We start from the raw sequence: 24,717 nt of genomic DNA on the forward strand, positions 1-24,717 counted from the left end.
CGCGGATTCTCCGGAAAAAGCCGGTTCCCGCGGCGTCATAGCTTTTGGCGCAGGCACGCAACGCCGCTAGACTGAGCGCATGAAACAGCCTGATTCCAAGACTGCGCCGACCCGCCGCGCCCTGCTGCGAGGCAGCCTCGGCGCCGGCGCCTTGCTCGCGACCGGGCTTCCTACATTTGCCGCGCCGGCCGGCTTCGACCAGTGGCGCGATAACTTTCGCGCACGCGCCTTGGCAAAAGGCATTTCGGATGCGACCTGGACGCGGGTCATGGGGCGCGTCGAGCCCGACATGAGCGTGTTCCGGCAGATGCAGAAACAGCCGGAATTCCACGAGCAGATCTGGCAATACATCAACCGCCGCGTCTCGGACTGGCGCATCATCAACGGCCGCGAAGCCTTGAAGAAGCACGAGCCGCTGTTCGCGCGGATCGAGCAGGATTTTGGCGTCGAGCGCGGCACGCTGCTCGCACTGTGGGGCGTCGAGTCAGCCTATGGCGACCCATTGGTGCAGCAGAATCATATGCGCCCGATCTTTCCCGCGCTCGCGGCACTCGCCTGGAACGAGCCGCGCCGCCGCAGCTATTGGGAAACCGAGCTGCTCAACGCCTTGAAGATCGTCGATCGCGGCTGGGGCACGCCGGAGGAAATGCGGGGATCCTGGGCCGGCGCGATGGGGCACACGCAGTGGATGCCGGAAGTCTGGCTCAATGTCGGCATGGACTACGACAAGGACGGCCGCGTCTCGCCGTTCGGCAAGCCCGATGACGCGCTCGGCTCCAGCGCGCGCTATTTGCTCAACCGCGGCAAGTATCACCGCGGCGAGCACTGGGGCTATGAGGTCCGTAGCACAGGAGGGGCTTCGAGCGGCAGCCGGACCTATGCGGCATGGGCCGGCGCCGGAGTCACGCGCGCCGATGGCAAGCCGTTCCCGCAGCCGAACGCGTCGGCGCAGATGTGGGTGCCCGTCGCCGGCGGACCTTCGTTCCTGCTGGGTCCGAATTTTTATTCGGTGAAAAGCTACAACCCGTCGATGAACTACGCGCTCGCGATCTGCCATCTCGGCGATCGCATCTTGGGCGCGCCGCCCTTCATCCAACCTTTTCCCGGCTCGGAGCGCGCCCTGACGCTCGCCGAAGTGCAGGAGCTGCAGACCCGGCTGACCAAAGCGGGCTTCGATACCGGCGGCACCGACGGCCGTGTCGGCAACGACACGATGAAGGCTGTGAAGGATTATCAGACCAAGATGGGGCTTCTGCCCGCCGATGGGTACGGCGGACTGAAGGTGCTGGCGCGGTTGAGGCAGGGCGGATAGCGACGCAGCTTCAACCTCGCGCGGCTCGGCCACGTCCTCTCCATCGATCCTGCAGTCAAGCCGCTTCCAGCGGTTCGACTTCCTTCGCCAGCCGATCCACAAGATGATCCACTGCGCGTTCGGCCGCAGCGATCGACGCCTTCAAGCGTTCACCCCCGAACTCGTCATATTCGATGGCGATGCTGTGGAAGTCGGTGACGCCGAGGAAGCCGAACACGTCGCGCACCGCCCCTTCGACATGGTTGATGTGCGCGATCCGTCCGCCCGGATCGTAGCCGTAATCACCCCGCGAACTGAGCATGATGAGACGTTTACCCTTACCAGCCAGTAGCTGCGAATAAGGATCGTCTGGCCGGGAACGGTCAAAGCCGAAAGTGCGACCGACCCGCACGACATTGTCGACATACGCCTTGAACTGCGCCGGCATTCCAAAATTGTACATCGGCACGCCAGCCACGATCAAATCTGCGGCGATGAGTTCATCGACCAATGCGTCGCTTTCCGCCAGCACATCATTCATCCACGGCTCGCGCAGCTCGTGTTTGGTGAAGGCCGCACCGATCCATTTCTCGGTGACGTGATGCGGAGGTGATTGGCCGACATCCCGATCGGTCACGAGGTCATTCGGCCGGTATTGCAGCCAACGCTGCACGAAGCGTTCCGTGAGGCGGCGCGTGTGCGACCCGCGAGGGAACCGATCCGATCGGTCAGGCCGTGCACTGGCGTCAATCCGTAGCAAGTTCACGGCATATCTCCTTTCATCCTTGTTCGACTAGATGGATCGGGAAGGATGCATTGACAAAAGCAAATTGCTCATCACATGGATGAACTACATTCATCTGTTGGGCCTGCCGATGAGACGTCTTCCACCGCTGTCCGGACTGCGGGCGTTCGAAGCCGCCGCGCGGCATCTGAGTTTCAAGCGTGCGGCGCAGGAGCTGCACGTGACGCCGACCGCCATCAGCCACCAGGTTCGGCAATTGGAAGAGGTGCTTGGCGTGAACCTGTTCGAGCGGCGGACGCGTCAGGTCCTGCTGACCGCGGAAGGGCAAGTCTTGCTGCCAGTTCTGCGCGATGGATTCGATTCCTTCGCACGTGTCATCGAAGGATTGAGCCGCAGGCAGCGCCGCGCGACGGTGACACTGTCGGCCACTCCCGCGTTCACTGCCAAGTGGCTGGTGCCGCGCATCGCGGGCTTTCACAACGCAAGACCTGACATCGATCTCACGCTGCTGGCGACCCTGGAGGTCGTGGACCTTAATTCGGGTGTCGCGGACCTCGCATTGCGCTATGGCCCTGGCCCTTATCCCGATCTGAGCGCCGAACCGTTGGCCATCGATCGTTTTGCGCCAGTGGCAAGCCCGCGTCTTGGTCTGAAGAAGCCGGCCGATCTGCACTCAGCGACCTTGCTGCATTTCGACTGGCGCCGCAGCGATAGCGGCAATCCGACCTGGCGACGCTGGCTGAAGATCGCAGGTATCGACGGTATCGATGCTCGGGCCGGGCTCCGCTTCAGCGATGAGACCCATGCGATCCAGGCCGCCGTCGCCGGCACCGGGGTTGCGTTGCACAGTCTGCTGCTGGTGTCGGAGGAGCTCGCGACCAAAACGCTGGTCGTGCCGTTCGGCCCGGAAATCGAAGGCTTCACCCTGCATCTTGTGCGCGGCTCCCGCAGACCCCTGACCGAACCGATCGAAGCAACGCAAGCCTGGTTGCGCGCGCAATTCGTCAAAAGCTCACCTTCACGATGATCACCGCCGGCCCGCACCCGGGACCGCGACTTCGCAACTGCATGCGTTCGATTTGCTAGCCTCGTCGTTCTTCTCCCGCGGCATAACGAGGCATGTCAGAAATAGCCTTCTCAAAGGCACTTCGTATCTCTGACTGACTAAATCCCCTGGCCCGCAACTCCGTCATGAGAGTGTTGATGATGCTTTCGAGAGGAGCTTCGGACTATGGATTGCTTGAAATATAGTTCGGCACATCTCGACGCGAAGTTATAGGCAGCCTTGAGGCATTGCCCTTCCCACGGATGTTCCTCTTGATCGGACATCGAAAACCTCCACTTACCTGATCACCGCCGGTCCCGGATCCGGCACCGCGACGTCGAGCACGCGAAACTGCACCCGTTCCGATCCTTGAAAACGATCGACCGCGAGCGAGCCAGCGACATGCAGGAGCTGGCCGCGGTTCTGCGTCAGCGCGTCTCCGAGCTTCTGTCCGACCGCGCGGAACGCAATGCCATTGACAATGGCGCCGTCGCCCGACTTGAAGCGCACGCGCAGATGCGCCTGCCCCACTTCGTCGGCATAGACGAGCTGATGCGCCGGCAGCGCGATCACCGGCTCCGGATTGGCCGCGCCGAACGGCCCGGCGCGGTTCAGCGTATTGGCGAATTCCACGGTCACGCTGCGCGCGCTAACCGCGCCATCGATGAACAGCTCGTTCTCGTGACGGGAATTGGCGACGTCCTCGGCCAGCGCGCTTTCCATGAAGGCGCGAAACTCCGCGAGCTTCTCTTTGCGCAGCGTCACGCCGGCAGCCATGGCATGGCCGCCGCCCTTCATCAAAAGCCGCTCCTTTACCGCCTGCCGCACCGCCCTCCCGAGATCGACGCCCGAGATCGAGCGGCCCGAGCCGGTGCCGATGCCGCCCGGCTCGAGCGCAATGGCAAAGGCGGGACGCGCAAACTTCTCTTTCAACCGCGAGGCGACGAGACCGACAATGCCGGGATGCCAGCCTTCGGCGGCGGTCACGATCACCGCACCCTTGTCTTCGAGCCCGAGCGAGGCCAGCGCCTCGGCTTCGGCCTGCGCTTCGGCTGCCTGCTCGATGACGCGGCGCTCGCTGTTGAGACGGTCGAGTTCGGCCGCGATCCGCGCGGCCTCCGAGACATCGCCCTCCAGCAAGAGCCGCACGCCGAGATCGGCGCGACCGATCCGGCCGCCCGCATTGATGCGCGGCCCCAGCATGAAGCCGAGATGCCAGGCTTCCGGCGGGCCGTTAAGCCGCGCCACATCCATCAGCGCGGTATGCCCGACATGGTCGCGGCGGCGCATCGCGATCAGGCCCTTGGCGACAAAGGCGCGGTTGAGCCCGATCAGCGGCGCGACGTCGGCCACGGTGCCGAGCGCCACGTGATGCAGCATGCCCAAAAGATCCGGCTCCGGCCGCTCCGCGCTCCAGAAGCTGCGGCCGCGCAATTCGCGGTTCACGGCGACCAGCGTGATCAGCACGAGACCGACAGCGGCGAGATGGCCGAGGCCGGAGAGATCGTCCGGTCGGTTCGGATTCACCAGCGCGTCGACCTCCGGCAATTCGTCGCCGGTCTGGTGATGGTCGATGACGACGACGGATAGGCCGAGCTTTCGCGCTTCCGCCAGCGGCTCGATGCTGGTAGTGCCGCAATCGACGGTCACCAGCAGCGTTGCGCCCTTGGCGGCCAGCGCCCGCACCGCCTCGACATTAGGGCCATAACCTTCAAAGATCCGGTCCGGGATGTGAATCAGCGGATCGAGCCCGCAATGGCGCAGGTGCCAGGCCAGCAGCGCCGCGGACGTGGCACCATCCACGTCGTAGTCGCCGAAGATCGCAACCTTTTCCCCGCGCATCGCGGCATCGGCGATGCGTTTGGCCGCCAGTTCCATCTGCGTCACGGTGTGCGGATCGGGCATCAGTTTGCGGATGGTCGGATCGAGAAAATCCTGAACCTCGTCAATTCCGACATCGCGGCCCGCCAGCACGCGGGCCAGCATTTCGGGCAACTGATAGCGCTGGGTGATCGCCAGCGCCCGCGCAGCTCCCCTGACGTCGAGCCGGTCGCGCCACAATTTGCCCGTCGCCGAACGCGCCACGCCGAGAAACGCCGGCGGCAGTTCAACGGGAAGTGCGGATGCGGGAAGGATCATGATGCCTTCGAGAGATAGGGGCTAAGCGGGCTGTCGGCAAACGCAAACGGCGACGATGGCAGGCAAACGAATCGTATGCGGCAACGCCGGCACAGCCTCGGGGCGTCGCGGGCCCTGGGCTATGCCGACAAATGCGACTTGCACAAAGAAGATGCAACTTCATCAGGTAAAACTACCCGCAAGCCGCCGGAACTTAAACCAATCGTTAGCCATGATCCCCGACAAAGGAGACGAATACGCTCTCGCTTGAGTCCCGCCGATCCGCAGAAGATCGACATCCGCACAAAGACTGAGGAATTCCCGCCAATGTCCGTCGCGCTTCGCTCCCAAACCGCAACGACTGCAAAACAGCCGGCAAAATCAGCGGGCGCCGAGGACGAATCCGACGTTTCCGCGCTGATCGCGAGATTGACCGCCGAGGTCAACCAGGTCGCCTGCGAGAAGACCAAGTCGATCCAGAAGATCACCAACCAGATGAAGATGCTGGCGCTGAACGCGCTGATCGAGAGTTCGCGCGCCGGCGCGCAAGGTGCGGGCTTTGCGGTGGTGGCGCAGGAAGTCCGCAATGTCGGCCAGCAGGTTGAGACGATTGCCCGCGAGCTCGAAAGCCAGCTCACCAACCGGACCGGCAATCTGATGAATTCGATCGCGCAGATGGCCAACCGCTCGCGCGGCGAGCGCATGGTCGATTTGTCGCTCAACGCCATTGAGCTGATCGACCGCAACCTCTATGAGCGCACCTGCGACGTGCGCTGGTGGGCAACCGATTCCGCCGTGGTCGATTGCGCGGCCGCGCCGCAGGCTGCCGCCGTCAGCCACGTGTCGGAACGGATGGCAGTGATCCTCGGCGCCTATACCGTCTATCTCGATCTCTGGCTCTGCGATCTCAACGGCAATGTGCTGGCCAATGGCCGCGCGGATCGTTTCAACGTAATCGGCCAGAACGTGGCGCAGACCAAGTGGTTTCGCGCCGCGCGCGGCTTGCGCTCCGGCGACGATTACGCCGTCGGCGACGTCGAATGCCAGCCCCTGCTCGGCAACGCTCAGGTCGTGACCTACTGCGCCAGCGTCCGCGAAGGCGGCAAGGCGCACGGCAGACCGACCGGCGTGCTGGCCATTCATTTCGACTGGGAACCCCAAGCCCGCGCCATCGTCCAGGGCGTACGCGTCGGCGCGGCCGACAGGGCGCGCGTGCTGCTGGTCGATTCGAATTTCCGGGTGATCGCGGCGTCCGACGGCCAGGGCCTGCTCACCGAACGCATCTCGCTTCCATTGGAAGGGCGACGCTCCGGCTTCCATCAGGACCGCTCCGGTGGACTTGTAGCGTTCCACGCCACGCCCGGCTACGAGACCTATAAGGGCCTTGGTTGGTTCGGCGTGATCCAGGCCGGCGCGGGATAGGCCACTAGCACCCCAGCCGGTCGGCGATGCCGCCAAAATCCTTGGCGACGATGTCCCAATCGCCTTTGGCCTCGAAATCATGTTTCTGGTGCGGGCCGTATTCGGTGGGACGCGCGACGAACGCGGTCTTGAGGCCGTTCTGCTGTGCTGCTTTCAGATCGCCATTGTGGGCGGCGACCATCATGACCTGCTCCGGCGGCAGGCAGAGCAGCTTCGCCGCGCCGAGATAGGTTTCCGGATCGGGCTTGTAGTGCTCGAACAATTCCGCCGACATGATGAGGTCCCACGGCAGGCCGGCGAACTTCGCCATGTTGGTCAACAGCGCGACGTTGCCGTTGGAGAGCGGCGAGATGATGTATTTCTTCTTCAGCCGCGTCAGGCCCGGCACGCTGTCGGGCCACGGATGCAGCCGGTGCCAGCCCAGCGTCAGGTAATGCAGGTCGGCTTCGCTCAAGCCTTGTATCGAAAACTGCGCCACCAGTTTTTCCAGCGACCGCCGGTGCAGCGTATCCAGTATCTGGTAGCCGCGTTCGGGATGTTTGCGCACCTCGTCCATCGAGGCCATGTAAACGCCGCGCCAGCCGTCGACCAAGGCGGTCCAGTCGGCCTCGATGCCTGAGGTTTCCGACCATTTGGTGAAATCGTTGATGAGGCTGGTGCGCCAGTCGACCACGGTGCCGAACACGTCGAACACCAGCGCCTTCACGGCTGATACGTCGGACATGCGAGCCCCTCCCCGTTTTCTCTTTTTTGAGAGACGTCGTTCCGGGATGGTGCGTAGCACCAGACCCGGAACCTCGAGATTCTCAGATGCGCAATTGCGCATCGTAGTTCGTGCTTCGCACGCCCCGGAATGACGGCTCGCTAGTCCAGATGAAACTTATCCAACTGCCGGTGCTCCGCCTTGATGTAGCGCACCGTGCCGGTCACCGAGCGCATCACCACCGTTTCGGTCTCGATCACGCCATCCTTGCGGAATTTGACGCCCGTCAGCAGAGAGCCCGTGGTGACGCCGGTGGCCGCGAACAGGCAGTCGCCGCGCACCATGTCCTCGATGCCGTAGATCATCTTCGGATCGGTCACGCCCATCTTGTGCGCACGCTCACGCTTCTCCTCGCTGTCGAGGATCAGCCGGCACTGCATCTGGCCGCCGATGCAGCGCAGCGCCGCCGCCGCCAGCACGCCCTCGGGCGCGCCGCCGGTGCCGATATACATGTCGACGCCGGTGTTATCGGGATCGGCGCAATGGATCACGCCCGCCACGTCACCGTCGGTGATCAGCCGCACCGCCGCACCGGTTGAGCGGATGCTGGCGATGATATCGGCGTGGCGCGGGCGATCGAGCACCAGCACCGTGATTGCGCCAGGCTCGACGCCCTTGGCCTTCGCGAGCCGCAGGACATTGTCGGCGGGCGAAGCATCGAGCTCGATCACGCCCTTGGCGTAGCCTGGGCCGATGGCAATCTTCTCCATGTAGACGTCGGGCGCATGTAGCAGCGTGCCGCCATCGGCCATCGCCATGGTCGCGATCGCGCCCGGCATGTTCTTGGCGCAGAGCGTGGTGCCTTCCAGCGGATCGACGGCAATATCGACCTGCGGACCGGCATTCAGCCCGACCTTCTCGCCGATGAACAGCATCGGCGCCTCGTCGCGCTCGCCCTCGCCGATCACGATGGTGCCTTCGATCGGCAGCTTGTTGAGTTCGCGGCGCATCGCGTCCACTGCGGCCTGGTCCGCCGCCTTCTCCTGGCCGTGGCCGCGCAGACGCGCGGCCGAAACCGCGGCACGTTCCGTCACCCGCACGATTTCGAGCGTCAGGATGCGCTCGAGCAGCAATTGCGGCGGAACGGAAATATGGGTCGTCATCGGCTCACTCCTTTAAACCTGCACGGGCAGCTCGGCCCGCAAATCAAACCTTTTGGCGCGCGATCCGTTTCGATCCCACGTCAGTTCTTCTCGATCCGTATCACCTGCGGCCGGCCGCTGATCACCTTGTCGCGCTGAACGGCTTCGAGCGCACGATACACCGCATCCTCGGAGGTGGCGTAGGTAATCAGAATCACCGGAACCGGTGACGGCTTCTTCGCGGCACCGTTCGCATCCACGCCTTCCGGATGGCGCTGCACGATCGATTCCAGCGAAATCTTCTGTTCGGCGAGGCGGGTGGCGATGGTCGCGGCGGTGCCGGCGAGGTCGCGCGCCATCAGGCGGATATAGTAGCCGCCCTCATGCCGCTCCATCGGCGCCTTGGTGGTGTCGCGCAGCCGTTCCACCGGGCGGCCGAACGGCTTTGCGCGAATGCCGCGTGCCACGTCGGCGATGTCGGCGACGACGGCGGACGCCGTCGCAGCACCGCCGGCGCCGGGCCCCACCAGCGTGATCGCGGGAATGCCCTCGCCGTCGATGGTCACCGCGTTGGTGACGCCCATTACCTGCGCGATCGAGGACGATTTCGGCACCATGGTCGGGTGCACGCGCTGCTCGATGCCCTTGGCGGTCCGCACCGCAACCCCGAGCAGTTTGACGCGATAACCGAGCTCTTCGGCGGCGCGCAGATCTTCCGGCGTGATCGAGGAGATGCCTTCAACATAGACCGCGCTCTGCGCCACCTTGGTGCCGAAGGCGAGGCTCGCCAGGATCGCAAGCTTCTGCGCGGTATCATGGCCATCGACATCGAAGGACGGATTGGCTTCGGCATAGCCGAGCCGCTGTGCATCCTTCAGGCATTCGGCAAACGACAGGCCCTCATGCTCCATCCGACTCAGGATGTAATTGCAGGTGCCGTTGAGGATGCCGTAGACGCGGTTGACGCCGGTGCCGGAAAGCCCCTCGCGCAGGGTTTTGATGACGGGAATGGCGGCGCCGACCGCCGCCTCGAAGTTCAGGGCGCCGCCGTGCTTCTCGGCGGCCTTCGCCAGCCGCAATCCGTGCTTGGCAATCAGGGCCTTGTTGGCGGTTACCACCGACTTACCGGACTTCAGCGCGGCCTCGATCGCCGACAGCGCCGGCTCGCCGGAGCCGCCCATCAGTTCGACGAAGCAATCGACGTTGGCGTCGCTTGCCAGATCAAGCGGGCTTTTCGCCCAGTCGATGCCGCGTAGATCGAGCGAACGCTTCTTTGTTTTCGAGCGCGCGGTGACGGCAACGACCCGCACCCCGCGCCCGCTGCGCTCGGCAAGCATCCGCGACTGCTCTTCGATGAGGCGGACGACTTCGGCACCAACAGTGCCGAGCCCCGCGATACCCACTCTCAGGGGTGCGACCATGAATGAGAGAACCTGCAATAAAAGGAATTAGCGCCGGTTGGCGAGAGGAACCACGTTGTGCAACGTTTCAATGCCGCTTTCAAGGAAGCGGCGCACCCCGCGCGCGGCCTGGCGGATGCGCTGCTCGTTTTCCACCATGGCGATGCGGACATAGCCTTCGCCATGCTCGCCGAAGGCGACGCCGGGCGAAACCACCACGCCTGACTTCTCCACCATCAGGGTCGCGAACTGCATGCTCCCGACGCCTTCAAATGCCTTGGGCAGCGGCGCCCAGGCGAACATCGAGGCCTGCGGCGGCGGAATCTCCCAGCCGGCCCGGCCGAACGATTCGACCAGCGCGTCGCGGCGCCTGCGGTAGGTGTCGCGCATCTCCTTGATGCAATCGTCCGGTCCGTTCAGCGCGGCGGTGGCCGCGACTTGAATGGGCGTGAACGCGCCGTAGTCGAGGTAGGATTTCACCCGCGCCAGCGCGGCAATGATCCGCTCGTTGCCGACCGCAAAGCCCATGCGCCAGCCAGCCATCGAGAACGTCTTCGACATCGAGGTGAATTCGACGGTGACGTCGATTGCGCCGGGAACCTGCAACACCGAGGGCGGCGGATTCCGGTCGTCGAAATAGACCTCGGCGTAGGCCAGATCCGACAGGATGAAGATCTCGTGCTTCTTCGCGAACGCCACCAGATCCTTATAGAAATCGAGCTCGGCGACATAGGCGGTCGGATTGGAGGGATAGCAGACGATCAGCGCGATCGGCTTCGGGATCGAATGAATGATCGCGCGCTCCACCGCCTCGAAAAACTGCGGCGTCGGTTCCGAGGGTACCGAGCGAATCACGCCGCCCGCCATCAGAAAGCCGAAGGCGTGAATCGGGTAGCTCGGATTGGGGCACAGCACCACGTCGCCGGGCGCGGTAATCGCCTGCGCCACATTGGCAAAGCCTTCCTTCGAACCCAGCGTCGCAACAACCTGGGTGTCCGGATTGAGTTTTACGCCGAACCGCCGTCCGTAGTAGGCGGCTTGCGCCTTGCGCAGGCCATTGATGCCGCGCGAGGCCGAGTAGCGATCGGTCCGCGGCTTGCCCAGCGTCTCCTTCAACTTCTCGAGCACATGAGGCGGCGTCGGCAGGTCCGGATTGCCCATGCCCATGTCGATGATGTCGGCCCCGGCATTGCGCGCGGCCGCCTTGGCCTGGTTGACCTTCTCGAACACGTAAGGCGGCAGACGGCGAATGCGATAAAAATCTTCCATGGGACCCTTGCTCCGGCAACCGGCAGGACAGAATCGGACGGAACCTGCGCGCGCTACGAAACCCGATCGGCTTCGTCCAAAAATCGCGTCCAATCAAGGATTTGGAGCGAATTCAGGCGCGAGGTCTCTAGGCTCTGGACCCGCAATGCGGTTGAATTGGGTTCTTTTACCATGGGAGCCCGGCAGCGCCAGTTTTTATAGCGTTTTCAAGCGAAATGGTGACCGGTTCGCGTGAAGAAAACGCGTCCAGACTAAGGCTATCTCACTTCTTGGCCGGTTTTGGCGGGGTAGCGGCGGCCGCCTGACGGTCGCGAGCGGCGGTCAATTCTGCCTGGATTTTAGCCAACTCGGCCGGCTTCATCGCCTCCTCGTTGCGGTCCGGCGGCAGGTCATGAACCGGCAGATAGCCACCGGCTTCCTTCGGACGCTCGGGCGCGCCGGCCGGCAGGCCGAGGCCCGGCATATCCGCGATCTGGGTCGAGCAGCCGCCGAGCGCGAACGCTGACGCGAACAGCGCGGCAATCGACCACAGCCTTATCATTCGGCTTACCGGCATCCGTCCGGAAATCCCCAACACTACCTGATGCAGTGCACGCGCATCGCGACGACATCTATGCGCTGGTACGAGCCTTGCATCGCCAAATCGTCCGCGGCGTTGATTTCGCTAGAACCGTTCAAACCATTGTCGCCCGAAACGATTAAAGCCCAAACAGCAAATGTGACAGGTGCGGCTGCAATGTGTGCATTGTGTCTGAACACGCAAACTTTATCGCAGTGCAACAGGGTTTAACCCCAACGCCGCCGCCATCAATCCACGCGGTGACGAACGCGAAACGAAGCTATAGTGTGCTTGATATGAGCGACGTCAACACCGAAACCCAGGCTCCGAAGACCTTCAACGCCGAAGCCTTCGCCATGAACATCGCCAAGGCGATGGAGACGAGCGGCCAAGCGCTCGCGGCCTATCTCAAACCGCGCGAGGACGGGGAACCGAAGGACAAGCCGCCCAGCGAAATCGGTGAAGTCATCAAGACGTTCACCAAAGTGGCTGAATACTGGCTGACCGACCAGCAACGCGCCGAAGCTCTGCAGGCCAGGATGGGCAAAGCCTATCTCGATCTCTGGGGCTCGGCGGCGCGCCGCATGGCCGGCGAACAGGCCAAGCCTGCGATCGAGCCGTCGCCGCGCGATAAGCGCTTCAAGGATCCGGAGTGGAAATCGAATCTGTTCTTCGATTTCGTGCTGCAGCTCTATCTGCTCACCGCGCAATGGGCGCAAGAACTGGTGAAGAACGCCGAAGGCGTCGATCCGCACACGCGCAAGAAGGCCGAGTTCTACGTTCAGCAGATCACCAACGCGATCGCTCCGTCGAATTTCGTGCTTACCAATCCGGAAGTACTGCGCGAGACGCTGGCCTCGAACGGCGACAACCTCGTTCGCGGCATGAAGATGCTGGCCGAGGACATCGAGGCCGGGCGCGGCATGCTGCGCATCCGTCAGTCCGATCCGTCGAATCTCGAAGTCGGCGTCAACATGGCGACGACGCCGGGCAAGGTGATCTACCAGAACGAGCTGATGCAGCTCATCCAGTACACGCCGACCACGGAGACGGTGCTGCGCACGCCGCTCCTGATCGTGCCGCCCTGGATCAACAAGTTCTACATACTCGATCTCAAGCCGGAAAAATCCTATATCAAATGGTGCGTCGATCAGGGCATCACCGTGTTCGTGATTTCCTGGGTCAATCCGGACAAGGAGCTCGGCAAGAAAACCTTCGACGACTACATGAAGGAAGGCCCGCTGACCGCTATGGACGTCATCGAAAAGGTCACGGGCGAGATGAAGGTCCATACCGCCGGATACTGCGTCGGCGGTACCCTGCTGGCGTCGACGCTGGCTTGGCTCGCCGAGAAGCGGCGCCAGCGCGTCACCTCTGCGACGTTCTTTGCGGCCCAGGTCGACTTCACCCATGCCGGCGATCTGCTCGTGTTCGTCGACGAAGACCAGATCGCGACGCTGGAGCGCGAGATGGAAGCACGGGGCGTTCTCGAAGGCAGCAAGATGGCGATGGCCTTCAACATGCTGCGCTCCAACGACCTGATCTGGTCCTATGTCGTCAGCAACTACCTGAAGGGACAGCCGCCCTCCTCCTTCGACTTGCTGCACTGGAACTCCGACGCCACGCGGATGCCGGCGGCCAACCATTCCTATTACCTGCGCAACTGCTACCTGGAGAACCGACTCTCCTCCGGCAGCATGGTGCTCGATAACACCCTGCTCGACCTGTCGAAGGTCAAGGTGCCCGTCTACAATCTGGCGACGCGCGAGGACCACATCGCACCGGCGGACTCGGTGCTCTACGGTTCGCAGTTCTTCGGTGGCCCGGTCAAATATGTGCTGTCCGGCTCGGGCCACATCGCAGGCGTGGTCAACCCGCCGGACGCGGGCAAGTACCAGTACTGGACCAACGACAACATCAAGGATGTCACGCTCGCCGACTGGATGAAGAACGCCACCGAGCACAAGGGATCGTGGTGGCCCGACTGGCTGCAATGGCTGGAGGGCCTCGACGCCGAACGCGTGCCCGCGCGCGCCGTCGGGTCCGAGGAGATGCCGCCGATCGAGGACGCGCCCGGCAGCTACGTCAAGGTGCGCGCGTAGCACGGAAGCGCGTTGTTGAGTATATTTGGCCATCCCGTGCCGGGAATCGAAATCGTTTGAGGGGAAACCAATGACGCAACCAATAACGCGTGAATTGTTCTGGCTGACTCTGACCGTGATTTTGACCGGGCTCATGTGCGTCCCCTACTTCATCAATCGCTGTCAGGTGCGCGGCCTCTCCGGCGCCATGGCCAACCCTTCGCGCAACGACAAGCCGCATGCGGATTGGGCCAATCGGATGATGTTCGCACATGACAATGCGGTCGAGAATTTGATCATCTTCGCGCCGCTGGTGCTGATCCTCAACGCCATCGACTATTCCGACAGATGGACCGTACTGGCCTGCGCCGTGTATTTCTGGGCCCGCGTCGCCCATCTGATCGTCTACACGCTGGGCCTGCCGGTATTCCGCACGCTGGCCTTCACCGTCGGCTTCTTGGCGCAAGCCGTGCTGGCGCTGGCGATCTTCAGGGTGGTCTGAGGCGACCAGCCCTCGGGCATCTATCTCCTTGCATCGTCATCCGGGGCGCTGAAGTGCGCATCCGGAATCTTGGGCTTCCGGGTCTGGATACAGTGCCCACTTGAGGCGAGAATGCGCATGGCATCCAGCAAAGGACTTTCTTGAATTTCACGGGTTGCCAAAAGAAATCATCTTTTCTCATCGATCGCGCTCAGTCGTTGGCGACAGCCTGGAACGATCGCACCATGCCTCAGAGCTTGTCCGGCAAGCGTGTTGCTCTCATTGCCGACGACAGTGGATGGAGGAATACGACTGCGTTTGATCTGGGCATACAGGCCATGGGTGGCATCTGTGTCCAATCGCAAATCAGGTTCAATGTCCGTGAAGCCACGGCGGATCTAGCGAGATACCTCGACAACTGGTTCGACATTTTGGTGATCCGCACCAAAGAGCTATCTGCTCTGAAAGAACTCGCATCAATTGCCAAAGCTGCCGTGGTAAATGCGAGAACGAGGTCCAATCATCCGTGCGAAACACTTGGCGATCTCGCCTATATCTACAGCAAGAGAGGAACTCTTGAGGGGATGAAAGTCGTCGGCGTTACTCCGGACGCCAACGTTTTTCGGTCGTGGGTAGAAGCTTCCATCTCGATGCCCATCCAGGTGAGACAGGTCTATCCGGAAAACTGGCACGTCAAAGACGTCTCACTATTGGGCCCAAACCTCGCTGCGAGCACCGATCTCGCAGAGCTGTTGAATGCGGACGTGATCGTTACCGACTCATGGCCAAGTGAGGCACATGAAGAACAGATGCGGGAATACCGGATTTCGGCGTCTGTTCTGGCGAAATGCCGACCCGATGTCATTTTCCTTCCCTGCCCACCCGTTTCCAGGGAAAAGGAAGTCACTGCTGATGCAATGCATCATCCAGCTTGCCAGAGTGCCGCTGCAAAGGCTTATCTTCTACACGCGCAAAACGCCCTGCTCGAATGGATCGTCACATAAAGCCCGTATGTGATCCCGCCTGCGGTCATGCGGTGATTTGAGGCTCCCTTTCGCATCTCGAATGTCAATGAAAAACCCCCGAGGCTTCGCCCCGGGGGTTTTCGTTAGTGCGTCCTGAAATGGCGCTCAGTACTTCGCAACGACCGGCGAATTGAAGTGGTAGTTGATGCCGGTGCGGAAGACGTGTTCGGTAGCCGAACGGGTCGTCGTCGCCGGAACAGCGCCGAAGACAAAGCTGTCCGACGTCGAACCGAGGTCGACGTAGAGATACTCGGTCTTGGTCGTCCAATTCGGACCCAGCAATCCCAGCAGCGTAAACGGCGTTTCGATGCCCGCACCCGCGGTCCAGCCGGTATTGGTATGCGAGAACGATTGCGTCACCGGGCCGACGAAGGAGGTCGTGTTGATCTTCGTCTTGATGCTGCCGTAAGCAAGACCGCCGGTCACATAGAACAACGTCGACCCGACCGAATAACCCAGCCGCCCGCGAACCGTGCCGAACCATGGCAGGGTGGCATCGTAAGCCGCGCTCACTCCAGCGAACCCGCAGCTCAATACGCAAGTCTTGTCGTCTTGCAGGGTCGACCCCTGAATATCCGCCTCAAAGCCGAACACCCAGTTAGCGGCCTGCCAGTTGTAGCCCGCCTGCACGCCACCAATGAAACCATCGGGGGCCAGGTTGAAGGTGTCCACGAACGGACCAATCGGCACGCTCAGCGAACTCCGGTCACGGCCGTATCCGGACCCGAAATTGCCGCCGAGATAGAAACCGCTCCAATTGGCCGCAGCCACCGGCTGGTAGTTCGAGTTGCCGCCGATCCGGTAGTTCAAGCCGGCGCGGAAAATATTTTGGCGGATCTCGGTATTCACGTTGCTTGGGAAGAACAACGGTGCGGCGAAGTCGGTCCGGTTGCCGAGGTTCAGATAGAGATGTTCAATCTTTCCGGTCCAATTGCCGCCCAGCGCAGCCTCCACACCACTGCCCACCACCCATCCACCCTGGGTACGATCGGTTGAAAACGTCACCGGAACCGGACCCGGTCCCGACTGAGTTATCGTGGTGTTGACGTCGCCATAGGCAAATCCGGCCGTGACGTAGCTCAACACCGGTCCCTTGGCCAGGCCGACACGTCCGCGAACGGTTCCAAACCAGTCGAGCTTCTGGCTGTAGTTCGTAAGCAAGCCGCCGCCGAAATTCAAATTGGTGCGGTCGTCGCTGAGGCCAGCTCCCTGGATATCCGCTTCAACACCAAAGACGATCGGCCCGAGTACGGAATTCGTCTGCCAGTTGTATCCGATCTGCCCGCCACCGAGCGCGCCTTGAGGCTGCAGGTAAAGCGAATAGTCTTGCCCCGGAAACGGCTGATGTCGGGTGCGGTCGCGCCCGACCCCTCCACCCGCGTTGACGCCGACATAGAAGCCAGTCCAATCGTAGACGGCTTCCAGTGCGGGAGCTTTGGTGTAAGGCCGGGCGGCCAGGTCTGCGGCGAACGTCGGAGCGCATCCCAGGCCAACGAGAGCGGTGGCCAAGAGGTACTTCTTCATTTTCATTTACGGCATTCCCAGTCCGGCATTCCCGGCAGGCGTGCCGCCGGCGCTTCGAACGCATCTTTACTGGTTTCTTGTCCCCGATTCTGTAGCTAGGCCGCCACAGGTTCCACGAATTGCCCGCTCAACTGGTGGAACTACGTTACGATGCCTTGCGAGCCGTAAGTCGCTTTTTTGGCAACAACGAACAGCATCGACGCCATCTTGTCGTCAAAGCCTCTGACTTCGCCGCTCTCGATCGACAGCGAATCCCATTTGCCCGCCTCGGCGTAAGCCGCGCGCAGCCAGTCCGGCGAGGGATAGTTGTAGTAGCGGTCGAGCGTGTCGCGGCCGTCGCCATCGCCTTCCTTGAAACTCGCGAAGAAATAGCCGGCGGGTTTCAGCGCGCGCCAGATCAATCTCAGAACGTCGGCAAGCTGGTTGCGCGGAACGTGTAGCAGGCAGGCATTGGCCCAGACGCCATCGTACGCCTCGACCGCGTCGAGATCATGAAACAGCAGCGTCTCGACGCTGCGGTTGAGATGCTTTGAGGCGATGGCCGCCATTTCTGGCGACCCGTCGGTCGGACGGACATCGAACCCACGCGCCAGCATTTCCGCTGTGTCGCCGCCGGCGCCGCAGCCGAGTTCGAGGATGCAAGCACCCGGCGGAAGCTGCACCAGAAACGCCATCAGCCGCGCCTGGCGCGAGGTGAACGTGCGCTTGGCATAGGCTTCCGCGTTGCCGCGGTAGAATTGCAGGGTTTGCTCGTCCACCGCAGCACCTCACATCACGGAAACAGCGCAATCTGCTCCAGCCCGGCCGTTTCGGGCAGATCGAACATCAGGTTCATGTTCTGGATCGCCTGCCCGGCCGAGCCCTTCACCAGGTTGTCGAGCGTGGAAATCACGATCGCCCGGTTTTTGATGCGGTCGGCGACGACGCCGATCTGCACATAGTTGGAGCCGCGCACGTTCTGGGTCTGCGGCAGCACGCCCTTCTTGGCGACATGCACAAACGGCTCGTTGGCGTAGGCCTTCTCCAGCGTGGCCCGCAGATCGTCCGGCGTCGCGCCGCTGTTGAGCCTGACATAGGACGTGCAGAGTTCGCCACGCGCCATCGGGATCAGATGCGGCGTGAAGTTGACCGTCACCGCTGTACCCGCGGCAACGCCGATCTCCTGCTCGATCTCCGGCGCGTGCCGGTGGGTGCCGACCGAATAGGGCGACAGCCCCTCGCCCGCCTCGCTGAACAGCGTGTTCTGCTTCAGGCCGCGCCCGGCGCCGGTAACGCCCGACTTGGCGTCGATGACGATGTCGTCGACGTCGATCAGCTTTGCCTTGGCTAGCGGCACCAGCGCGAGCAGCGCCGCGGTCGGGTAACAGCCGGGACATGCGACCAGCCGCGCGGCCGCGATCTTCTCGCGGTAGAATTCGGTGAGACCGTAGACGGCCTCGCCCTGCAGTTCGAGCGCCCGGTGCTCATGGCCGTACCATTGCGCATAGGTGTCCTTGTCGCGCAGCCGGAAATCGGCGGACATGTCGAGCACCTTGATGTTGGGGTTGGCCCTGAGGACGGCGGCGATGATCTCCTGCGTGGTGCCGTGCGGCAGCCCGCAGAATACCGCGTCGAGGCTGGTCCAGTCGACCTTCTCCCACTCGACCAGCTTCGGCAGATCGAGCATGAAGAAATGCGGGAACACGTCGCCCATCGACTTGCCGGCGTGGGTGTTGGCGGTGAGCGCGGTGATCTCGGCGTTCGGATGCCGCGCCAACAGGCGCACCGCGTCGGCTCCGGTGTAACCGGAGGCACCGAGAATGCCGATCTTCTTTTTCGAGCTCATCACGCGTTCCTGTTATTTGTCCGCCAAGCCCAGCATCAGCCGCAGGTTCTGCACCGCTGCGCCCGACGCGCCCTTGCCGAGATTGTCGAGCCGCGCGACCAAGACGGCTTGCCGATGCTTGTCGCTGGCAAAGACGTAAAGCTCGAGCTTGTTGGTTTCGTTGAGCGCTTCCGGCTCCAGCCGCCCAGCCTTGGTTGCCGCATTCTCCAGCGGCATGACCGAGACATAGGTGCTGCCGGCATAGCGCTTCGCCAGCGCGGCGTGCAGGTCAGCGCCGCTGGGTCTGCCATTCAGTGTGTCGAGATGCAGCGGCACCGAGACCAGCATGCCCTGCCGGAAATTGCCGACCGACGGCACGAAGATCGGCCGCCGCGTCAGCTTTGAGTAAAGCTGCGTCTCCGGCAGATGCTTGTGCTCAAAGCCGAGGCCGTAGAGTTCGAACGACGGCGCGCTGCCGTCCTCAAAACTTGCGATCATCGACTTGCCGCCACCCGAATAGCCGCTGACCGCGTTGATGGTGACGGGATAGTCCGGCGCCAACAGGCCGGCATCGACCAGCGGTCGCAGTAGCGCAATGCCGCCGGTCGGGTAGCAGCCCGGATTGGAAACCTTCCGAGCAGCGCGGATCTTGTCGGCCTGATCAGGCGCGAGCTCCGGAAAGCCATAGGTCCAGTCGCCGGCGACCCGGAACGCCGTCGAGGCGTCGAGCACCTTGGGCGCCGAAGCGCCCATGCTGTCGATCAGGGCGACCGTCTCTTTCGCCGCATCGTCAGGCAGGCAAAGGATGACAAGATCGACCTCCTCCATCAGCGCTCGCTTGGCGCCGGAATCCTTGCGCTTGTCCTTGGCAATGCTTTTCACGACGACGTCGTTCTGCTGCCGAAGGCGCTCCTGAATGCCGAGTCCCGTCGTTCCGGACGCACCATCAACGAACACGGCGGGCTTGGTCGCGGCGCCCACGGCCTTGGGCTCGTGGCTATCGGTGATGGTCATGGCACGGTCCTTTCGAACTGATTGGTTTCGTCGGCAAAGGCCCCTTGGTTTGCAAACACGTTGGGCCGCGCCTCTCTCATCAAATGCGCGATCTGCTTGGCGCCGGCGTCGGCCTGCGAGGCCAGCGACCCCGCAACCGCTGCATAGTCGGTCTCGGATTTGTGCTGGTTCAGCTTGAAGCTGCCCTCGACCTCTTCAACCGTCATCTCTAGGCCCACGATCGCTTTCTTCATCGCCTCCAGCCGACCCGCCGTCATCTTCGACGACAACCATGGCTTCTTCGGCAACAGCCGCGCCTCGAACTTGGCGCTCAGCGCCTCGATCTGCGCGGCGAGTTCGCCGTCGGACATCATCCGCACCGGGCCGGTCAGGTGCACCGCCTGATAGAGCCAAGTCGGTACCTGGTCCGGTGAGACGTACCAGTCCGGCGATACATAGGCGTCCGCGCCACTGACGGCCAGCAGCCAGGACGTCGTTCCGCTCGCGAGCTTTACCAGCGGATTGTGACGGGCGACGTGAAACGCCGCGCGCGGCGTGCCGTCATTGGCCGAGGTTAGATAGAATGGCAGCGACGACGCGACCGGCTTATTGCCATCCCACGCGCAGGCCAGACCAAAGCCGCGCGCTTCCGCGAACGCGAGGCTCGCGGCGCGGTCGGACTTGAACGGTGGAGGCGTATACATCTCAAACTCCTGCTTGATGTAGGAGCCGCCAGTTCAGACCGCGTTTTCTGGAAAAGGGAGAAGCCGCGGGACCCGATCCGGCGGCAGAGGCGACAATCTCAAACGCAGACGTCCGCCCATACCGCGACGATGGCGCGGCGGCGGCGAGCGTTGGAGATGGTCGAAGCGTAAGTCATGGGCGCGGCTATAAGGCCGCGCCCGACTGGCGTCAAGTTATGACTGCCATTCCGGCAGGGTCTGGTGTCAGATCACCGGATTCCACGGCGCCGGGATCAGCCGGTAGCCGTTGCCGTCCTTCTCGACGAAGCCGTTGGCCGGGAACGGATAATGGAAGCCCTGGACCCGCATCTTGTCGGCGACCAGCATGTCGTAGACCCGGCGGCGGGTCTTTTCCGCCAATGCCGGATCCTGGTCGAACATCAGGTGCCAGCCCGGATTGGTGACGAACAGCGCCGGCAGGTTGGTGACATCAGATTGGATGAACATCTTGTCGGAGCCGGATGCGAGAACATAGGAGGTGTGGCCTGGCGTGTGGCCGATGGTTTCCACCGCCGTCAGTCCAGGAGCTACTTCCTTGCCCCACTCATAGGGCGTCACCTTCTTTTTGAGCCCCGCCTCGAGCACGCGGCGGGCGTTCTTGAACACGGTCTGCATCCGCCCTTCCGGCGCACGGCTCATCTCGCCGTCGTCCATGAAGTATTTCCATTCGGCCGCCGGCACCAGCACCTCGGCATTGGGAAACGTCGGCGCGTTCTCCGCGGTCAGGAGACCGTTGATGTGGTCACCGTGGAAGTGCGAGATCACGACGATGTCGACCGCCTTGGGGTCGAAGCCCGCGGCAACCATGTTGGCGCCGAACTGGCCGACATTGCCCTTGCTCGATGCAAACGCAGCGGCGCCGTTACCGGTATCAACCACCACGAGCTTGCCACCGGTATTGATGACCAGCGGCGCGAACTGGATCGACATCTTGTCCTTCGGCATGAAGGCCTTTTCGAGCGCCGCGTTCACTTCGTCCTTCTTGGCGTTGAGCACGAACGTGTCGGGCAGCGCGAAATTGTTGACGCCGTCAGAGATGGCCGTCACCTGGGCATCGCCCACCTTGTAGCGATAGAAGCTCGGCGCCTGCTTGTCCGCCACCTGGGCGGCCGCCCTGGCCGGCGCCTGCGGCAATAGCGGTGTGGCGGCGAGCGCCGCGGCGCCAGTGAGTGCGTGACGACGTGTCAGTTCCATAGTGATGTTTTCCCCGGTGAGATGATGGATACGAGGGCGGGATTCACCCGCTTTGATGCGTGTCCTTGGTCGGTTGCCGCTGAACCTATCAGCACTCCTGCGATAGCGCGACGACACGACGGCAATGCGAAGTTGCTCTTGTCTACTTACGTTGGGGCTAACACCCCCGTCATCCGCTTATTCCGTTCGCTCCTAAACCACCCGCCAAAGCCATTCGGCGATCTTCCCCATGACGTCGCCTACCAGCAGCAGAGCGGCCGACCAGACCAGGGCCGAGACAAAGTTGGCGATCTGAAAGGGCCAATATGACATTTCGAAAATGCCGGCGGCGAGCGGCACCGAGGCGCGCAGCGGTCCGAAGAAGCGGCCGATGAAGATCGAAGGCACGCCCCATTTCTTAACGAAGTCCTCGCCGCGCAGCAGGATTCCCGGATAGCGCGACAGCGGCCACATCTCTGCGACGTGCTCCTTGTATTTGAAGCCGATCCAGTAGGATACCCAGTCGCCGAGCGCCGCGCCGAGGCCGCCGGCGAGCCAGACCGGCCAGAAGTTGATGCCGCTGACGCCGATCAGCGCGCCGATCGCAACCAGCGCCCCCCAGGCCGGCACCAGCAGCGAGACGAAGGCAAGCGATTCGCCGAATGCCAGCACCAGAACGATCGGTGCGGCCCACGCCTGGTTGTCGCGCACAAAATCAGCCAGGGCGCGCACATAGTCTTCCATGTCTTGAATGCCTTCCCCCGCCCCGTTCACACCATTGAACTTTGGTCTGATTCAAGGCTATGCGACAGCTAAGCCAGCCGCTTGCGTGACTTCAAGTCACAAGGGCTGGCACGGGATGTGATAGCACCGTGCCGGCTTGCCGGAGCCACGATCAATACGCCGCGAAAAACCCTGATCTGTCCAGGTGATAGCCGAGGGCGTTACGGTCCTCTGTTCAGAGCCGCGCGAGACTGGTACGGCCTTGCATCCGGTGCAACAGCAGGGAAGTAACGCATCGCGCCAGCCCCGCCGTCACCTTTTCAGGCCATCCGTGGCATAGTCAGGCAGACCGATTCGCTCGCGCGAGATCGCGCGCAACACTTAAAGAGCCATGTCCAAGCCATTGAAATCAGCTACAAAATCAAAATCCGCCAACGATCTCTTCGGGGCAGAGGCGAAGGGCCGCGCGGCGCCCAAGGCCGCCTCGCGCGGAACCAGCGCCGAGGCCGGCTATACCGCGGCCGATATCGAGGTGCTGGAAGGCTTGGAACCGGTGCGCCGCCGCCCCGGCATGTACATCGGCGGCACGGACGAAAAGGCGCTGCACCACCTGTTCGCCGAAGTCATCGACAATGCCATGGACGAGGCGCTGGCAGGGCATGCCTCCTTCATCGAGGTCGAACTGAGCGCCGATGGTTTTCTGACCGTCACCGATAACGGCCGCGGCATCCCGGTCGACCCCCATCCGAAGTTTCCGAAGAAGTCGGCGCTCGAAGTCATCATGTGCACGCTGCATTCCGGCGGCAAGTTCGACTCCAAGGTCTACGAGACCTCGGGCGGCCTGCACGGCGTCGGCGTCTCCGTCGTCAATGCCCTCTCCTCGCGGCTCGAAGTCGAAGTCGCGCGCAGCCAAAAGCTCTACCGGATGAGTTTTGAGCGCGGCCATCCCAAGGGCAAGCTCGAGGACCTCGGCAAGATCAACAACCGCCGCGGCACCCGCATCCGCTTCAAACCGGACACCGATATCTTCGGCGCCAAGGCGGCCTTCAAGCCGCAGCGCCTGTTCAAGATGACGCGCTCGAAGGCCTATCTGTTCGGCGGCGTCGAGATCCGCTGGCGCTGCGATCCCGCGCTGCTGAAGGGCATCGAGGACGTTCCGGCCGAGGACAGTTTCCACTTCCCGGGCGGCCTGAAGGACTATCTCGGCGCCGCCATTCACGCCGATACGCTGGTGCACCCGGATATCTTCTCCGGCAAGTCGGGGCGCAACGGCGCCCATGGCGCCTGCGAATGGGCGGTCGCCTGGACCGCGGATGCCGACGGCTTCCTCTCCTCCTACTGCAACACCGTGCCGACGCCCGACGGCGGCACCCATGAATCCGGCATGCGCAGCGCGATGCTGCGCGGCCTGAAAGATCATGCCGAACGTATCGGCCAGGGCAAGCGTGCCGCGCCCGTCACGTCGGAAGACGTCATGGTGGGAGCTGCGGTGATGCTGTCCGTGTTCGTGCGCGAGCCGGAATTCCAGGGCCAGACCAAGGATCGTCTCGCCACGGCAGAAGCCCAGAAGATCGTCGAACAGGCGATCAAGGACCCGTTCGATCACTGGCTGTCGGGCAATCCGCTGCAGGCCAACAAGCTCCTGGATTTCGTCGTCGAGCGCGCCGACGAGCGGCTGCGCCGCCGCGCCGAAAAGGAAACCTCGCGCAAGACCGCGGTGAAGAAGCTGCGGCTTCCCGGCAAGCTCGCCGATTGCACCAACACCGCGACCGAAGGTTCCGAGCTCTTCATCGTCGAGGGTGACTCGGCCGGCGGCAGCGCCAAACAGGCGCGCGACCGCAAGACCCAGGCCGTGCTTCCCCTGCGCGGAAAAATCCTCAACGTCGCCTCCGCCGGCAAGGACAAGCTGATGCAGAACGCGCAGCTTGCCGACCTGATGCAGGCGATCGGTTGCGGCACCGGCGCGCATTACCGCGAAGAGGATCTGCGTTACTCGCGCATCATCATCATGACGGACGCCGACGTCGACGGCGCCCATATCGCTTCACTGCTGATCACATTCTTTTATCGCCAGACGCCGCGGCTGATCGACGAGGGCCATCTCTATCTGGCGGTGCCTCCGCTCTACAAGCTGACCCACGGCAGCAAGTCGGTCTATGCCCGCAACGATGCACATAAGGACACGCTCTTGAAGAGCGAGTTCAATGCCAACGCCAAGGTCGAGGTGAACCGCTTCAAAGGCCTCGGCGAGATGATGCCGGCCCAGCTCAAGGAAACCACCATGGACCCGGCCAAGCGCACGCTGCTCCGCGTGGTGCTGCTGGCCGACGACCGCGAAGGCACGGCTGATTCCGTCGAGCGGCTGATGGGAACCAAGGCCGAGGCCAGATTCGCCTTCATCTCCGACAAGGCGGAGTTCGCCAGCGACGAGCTGCTGGACGTCTGATTCATCGAAAACAGGCGATTTTCGAGCAAT

General features: G+C 62.7%; 20 protein-coding genes and 1 pseudogene. 7 read left to right on the plus strand and 14 right to left on the minus strand.

Going from position 1 to position 24,717, the window contains the following annotated elements; all coding sequences use genetic code 11:
• Positions 1–79 precede the first annotated feature (79 nt).
• Complete coding sequence (locus V1278_RS23210) at positions 80–1,312, plus strand: lytic murein transglycosylase (protein ID WP_334368792.1); 1,233 nt, start codon at positions 80–82, stop codon at positions 1,310–1,312.
• Between the two features lie 55 nt (positions 1,313–1,367).
• Here the strand turns inward: V1278_RS23210 and V1278_RS23215 are convergent, their stop codons facing one another.
• On the minus strand, positions 1,368–2,057 hold the full coding sequence (locus tag V1278_RS23215; protein ID WP_334368790.1) for an FMN-dependent NADH-azoreductase: 690 nt from the start codon (positions 2,055–2,057) through the stop codon (positions 1,368–1,370).
• 94 nt (positions 2,058–2,151) lie between these two features.
• Here V1278_RS23215 and V1278_RS23220 point away from each other — a divergent pair, with 94 nt between their 5' ends.
• Complete coding sequence (locus V1278_RS23220; protein WP_442893830.1) at positions 2,152–3,063, plus strand: LysR substrate-binding domain-containing protein; 912 nt, start codon at positions 2,152–2,154, stop codon at positions 3,061–3,063.
• 315 nt (positions 3,064–3,378) lie between these two features.
• Here V1278_RS23220 and recJ read toward each other — a convergent pair whose 3' ends face one another.
• A complete protein-coding gene (gene recJ, locus V1278_RS23225) occupies positions 3,379–5,220 on the minus strand; it encodes a single-stranded-DNA-specific exonuclease RecJ (protein ID WP_334382307.1) in 1,842 nt (613 codons plus the stop codon).
• A gap of 306 nt (positions 5,221–5,526) precedes the next feature.
• Here recJ and V1278_RS23230 point away from each other — a divergent pair, with 306 nt between their 5' ends.
• On the plus strand, positions 5,527–6,621 hold the full coding sequence (locus V1278_RS23230) for a methyl-accepting chemotaxis protein (protein WP_334382308.1): 1,095 nt from the start codon (positions 5,527–5,529) through the stop codon (positions 6,619–6,621).
• A 4-nt stretch (positions 6,622–6,625) separates the two neighbouring features.
• Here the strand turns inward: V1278_RS23230 and V1278_RS23235 are convergent, their stop codons facing one another.
• The 5 genes from V1278_RS23235 to V1278_RS23255 form a co-directional block, all read right to left on the minus strand.
• A complete protein-coding gene (locus tag V1278_RS23235; RefSeq protein ID WP_334382309.1) occupies positions 6,626–7,345 on the minus strand; it encodes a haloacid dehalogenase type II in 720 nt (239 codons plus the stop codon).
• Positions 7,346–7,485: 140 nt separating this feature from the next.
• Positions 7,486–8,487, minus strand: coding sequence for a class II fructose-bisphosphatase (glpX, locus tag V1278_RS23240; RefSeq protein WP_334368784.1), 1,002 nt, complete (start codon positions 8,485–8,487; stop codon positions 7,486–7,488).
• A gap of 80 nt (positions 8,488–8,567) precedes the next feature.
• Positions 8,568–9,887: a homoserine dehydrogenase gene (locus tag V1278_RS23245; protein WP_334368783.1), complete on the minus strand. Its 1,320-nt coding sequence runs from the start codon at positions 9,885–9,887 to the stop codon at positions 8,568–8,570.
• A 27-nt stretch (positions 9,888–9,914) separates the two neighbouring features.
• On the minus strand, positions 9,915–11,135 hold the full coding sequence (locus V1278_RS23250) for an LL-diaminopimelate aminotransferase (protein WP_028346243.1): 1,221 nt from the start codon (positions 11,133–11,135) through the stop codon (positions 9,915–9,917).
• 262 nt (positions 11,136–11,397) lie between these two features.
• Positions 11,398–11,676, minus strand: coding sequence for a hypothetical protein (locus V1278_RS23255; RefSeq protein WP_334382310.1), 279 nt, complete (start codon positions 11,674–11,676; stop codon positions 11,398–11,400).
• 314 nt (positions 11,677–11,990) lie between these two features.
• Here V1278_RS23255 and V1278_RS23260 point away from each other — a divergent pair, with 314 nt between their 5' ends.
• The 3 genes and pseudogenes from V1278_RS23260 to V1278_RS23270 all read left to right on the plus strand — a co-directional run bounded on the left by V1278_RS23260 (position 11,991) and on the right by V1278_RS23270 (position 15,260).
• Complete coding sequence (locus V1278_RS23260) at positions 11,991–13,796, plus strand: PHA/PHB synthase family protein (protein ID WP_334384239.1); 1,806 nt, start codon at positions 11,991–11,993, stop codon at positions 13,794–13,796.
• Positions 13,797–13,878: 82 nt separating this feature from the next.
• The gene (locus V1278_RS23265; protein WP_334369280.1) at positions 13,879–14,277 is read left to right on the plus strand and encodes an MAPEG family protein; all 399 of its coding nucleotides are present in this window, start codon (positions 13,879–13,881) and stop codon (positions 14,275–14,277) included.
• A 100-nt stretch (positions 14,278–14,377) separates the two neighbouring features.
• A pseudogene (locus V1278_RS23270) lies at positions 14,378–15,260 on the plus strand (ornithine carbamoyltransferase).
• Positions 15,261–15,386: 126 nt separating this feature from the next.
• On the opposite strand, the gene V1278_RS23275 reads toward V1278_RS23270, so the two are convergent.
• From V1278_RS23275 to V1278_RS23305, 7 genes are all read right to left on the minus strand, one after another.
• A complete protein-coding gene (locus tag V1278_RS23275; protein ID WP_334384240.1) occupies positions 15,387–16,805 on the minus strand; it encodes an outer membrane protein in 1,419 nt (472 codons plus the stop codon).
• 140 nt (positions 16,806–16,945) lie between these two features.
• The gene (locus tag V1278_RS23280; protein ID WP_334382311.1) at positions 16,946–17,563 is read right to left on the minus strand and encodes a class I SAM-dependent methyltransferase; all 618 of its coding nucleotides are present in this window, start codon (positions 17,561–17,563) and stop codon (positions 16,946–16,948) included.
• A gap of 14 nt (positions 17,564–17,577) precedes the next feature.
• Complete coding sequence (gene argC / locus V1278_RS23285) at positions 17,578–18,630, minus strand: N-acetyl-gamma-glutamyl-phosphate reductase (RefSeq protein ID WP_334382312.1); 1,053 nt, start codon at positions 18,628–18,630, stop codon at positions 17,578–17,580.
• A 12-nt stretch (positions 18,631–18,642) separates the two neighbouring features.
• The gene (gene argC, locus V1278_RS23290; protein WP_334382313.1) at positions 18,643–19,623 is read right to left on the minus strand and encodes an N-acetyl-gamma-glutamyl-phosphate reductase; all 981 of its coding nucleotides are present in this window, start codon (positions 19,621–19,623) and stop codon (positions 18,643–18,645) included.
• Positions 19,620–20,306 (minus strand): FMN-binding negative transcriptional regulator, encoded by a 687-nt coding sequence (locus V1278_RS23295; RefSeq protein WP_334382314.1) that lies wholly within the window; start codon positions 20,304–20,306, stop codon positions 19,620–19,622. The genes argC (V1278_RS23290) and V1278_RS23295 overlap by 4 nt, the downstream gene beginning before the upstream one ends.
• Before the next feature lie 243 nt (positions 20,307–20,549).
• Positions 20,550–21,539 (minus strand): MBL fold metallo-hydrolase, encoded by a 990-nt coding sequence (locus V1278_RS23300; protein WP_334382315.1) that lies wholly within the window; start codon positions 21,537–21,539, stop codon positions 20,550–20,552.
• Positions 21,540–21,731: 192 nt separating this feature from the next.
• Positions 21,732–22,262 (minus strand): DedA family protein, encoded by a 531-nt coding sequence (locus V1278_RS23305; RefSeq protein ID WP_334368775.1) that lies wholly within the window; start codon positions 22,260–22,262, stop codon positions 21,732–21,734.
• 370 nt (positions 22,263–22,632) lie between these two features.
• Between V1278_RS23305 and parE the strand changes: the two genes are divergently transcribed.
• A complete protein-coding gene (parE, locus tag V1278_RS23310; RefSeq protein ID WP_334382316.1) occupies positions 22,633–24,687 on the plus strand; it encodes a DNA topoisomerase IV subunit B in 2,055 nt (684 codons plus the stop codon).
• The last annotated feature ends 30 nt before the right edge of the window (positions 24,688–24,717 follow it).

Source organism: Bradyrhizobium sp. AZCC 1577, assembly GCF_036924575.1.
Lineage (GTDB): Bacteria > Pseudomonadota > Alphaproteobacteria > Rhizobiales > Xanthobacteraceae > Bradyrhizobium.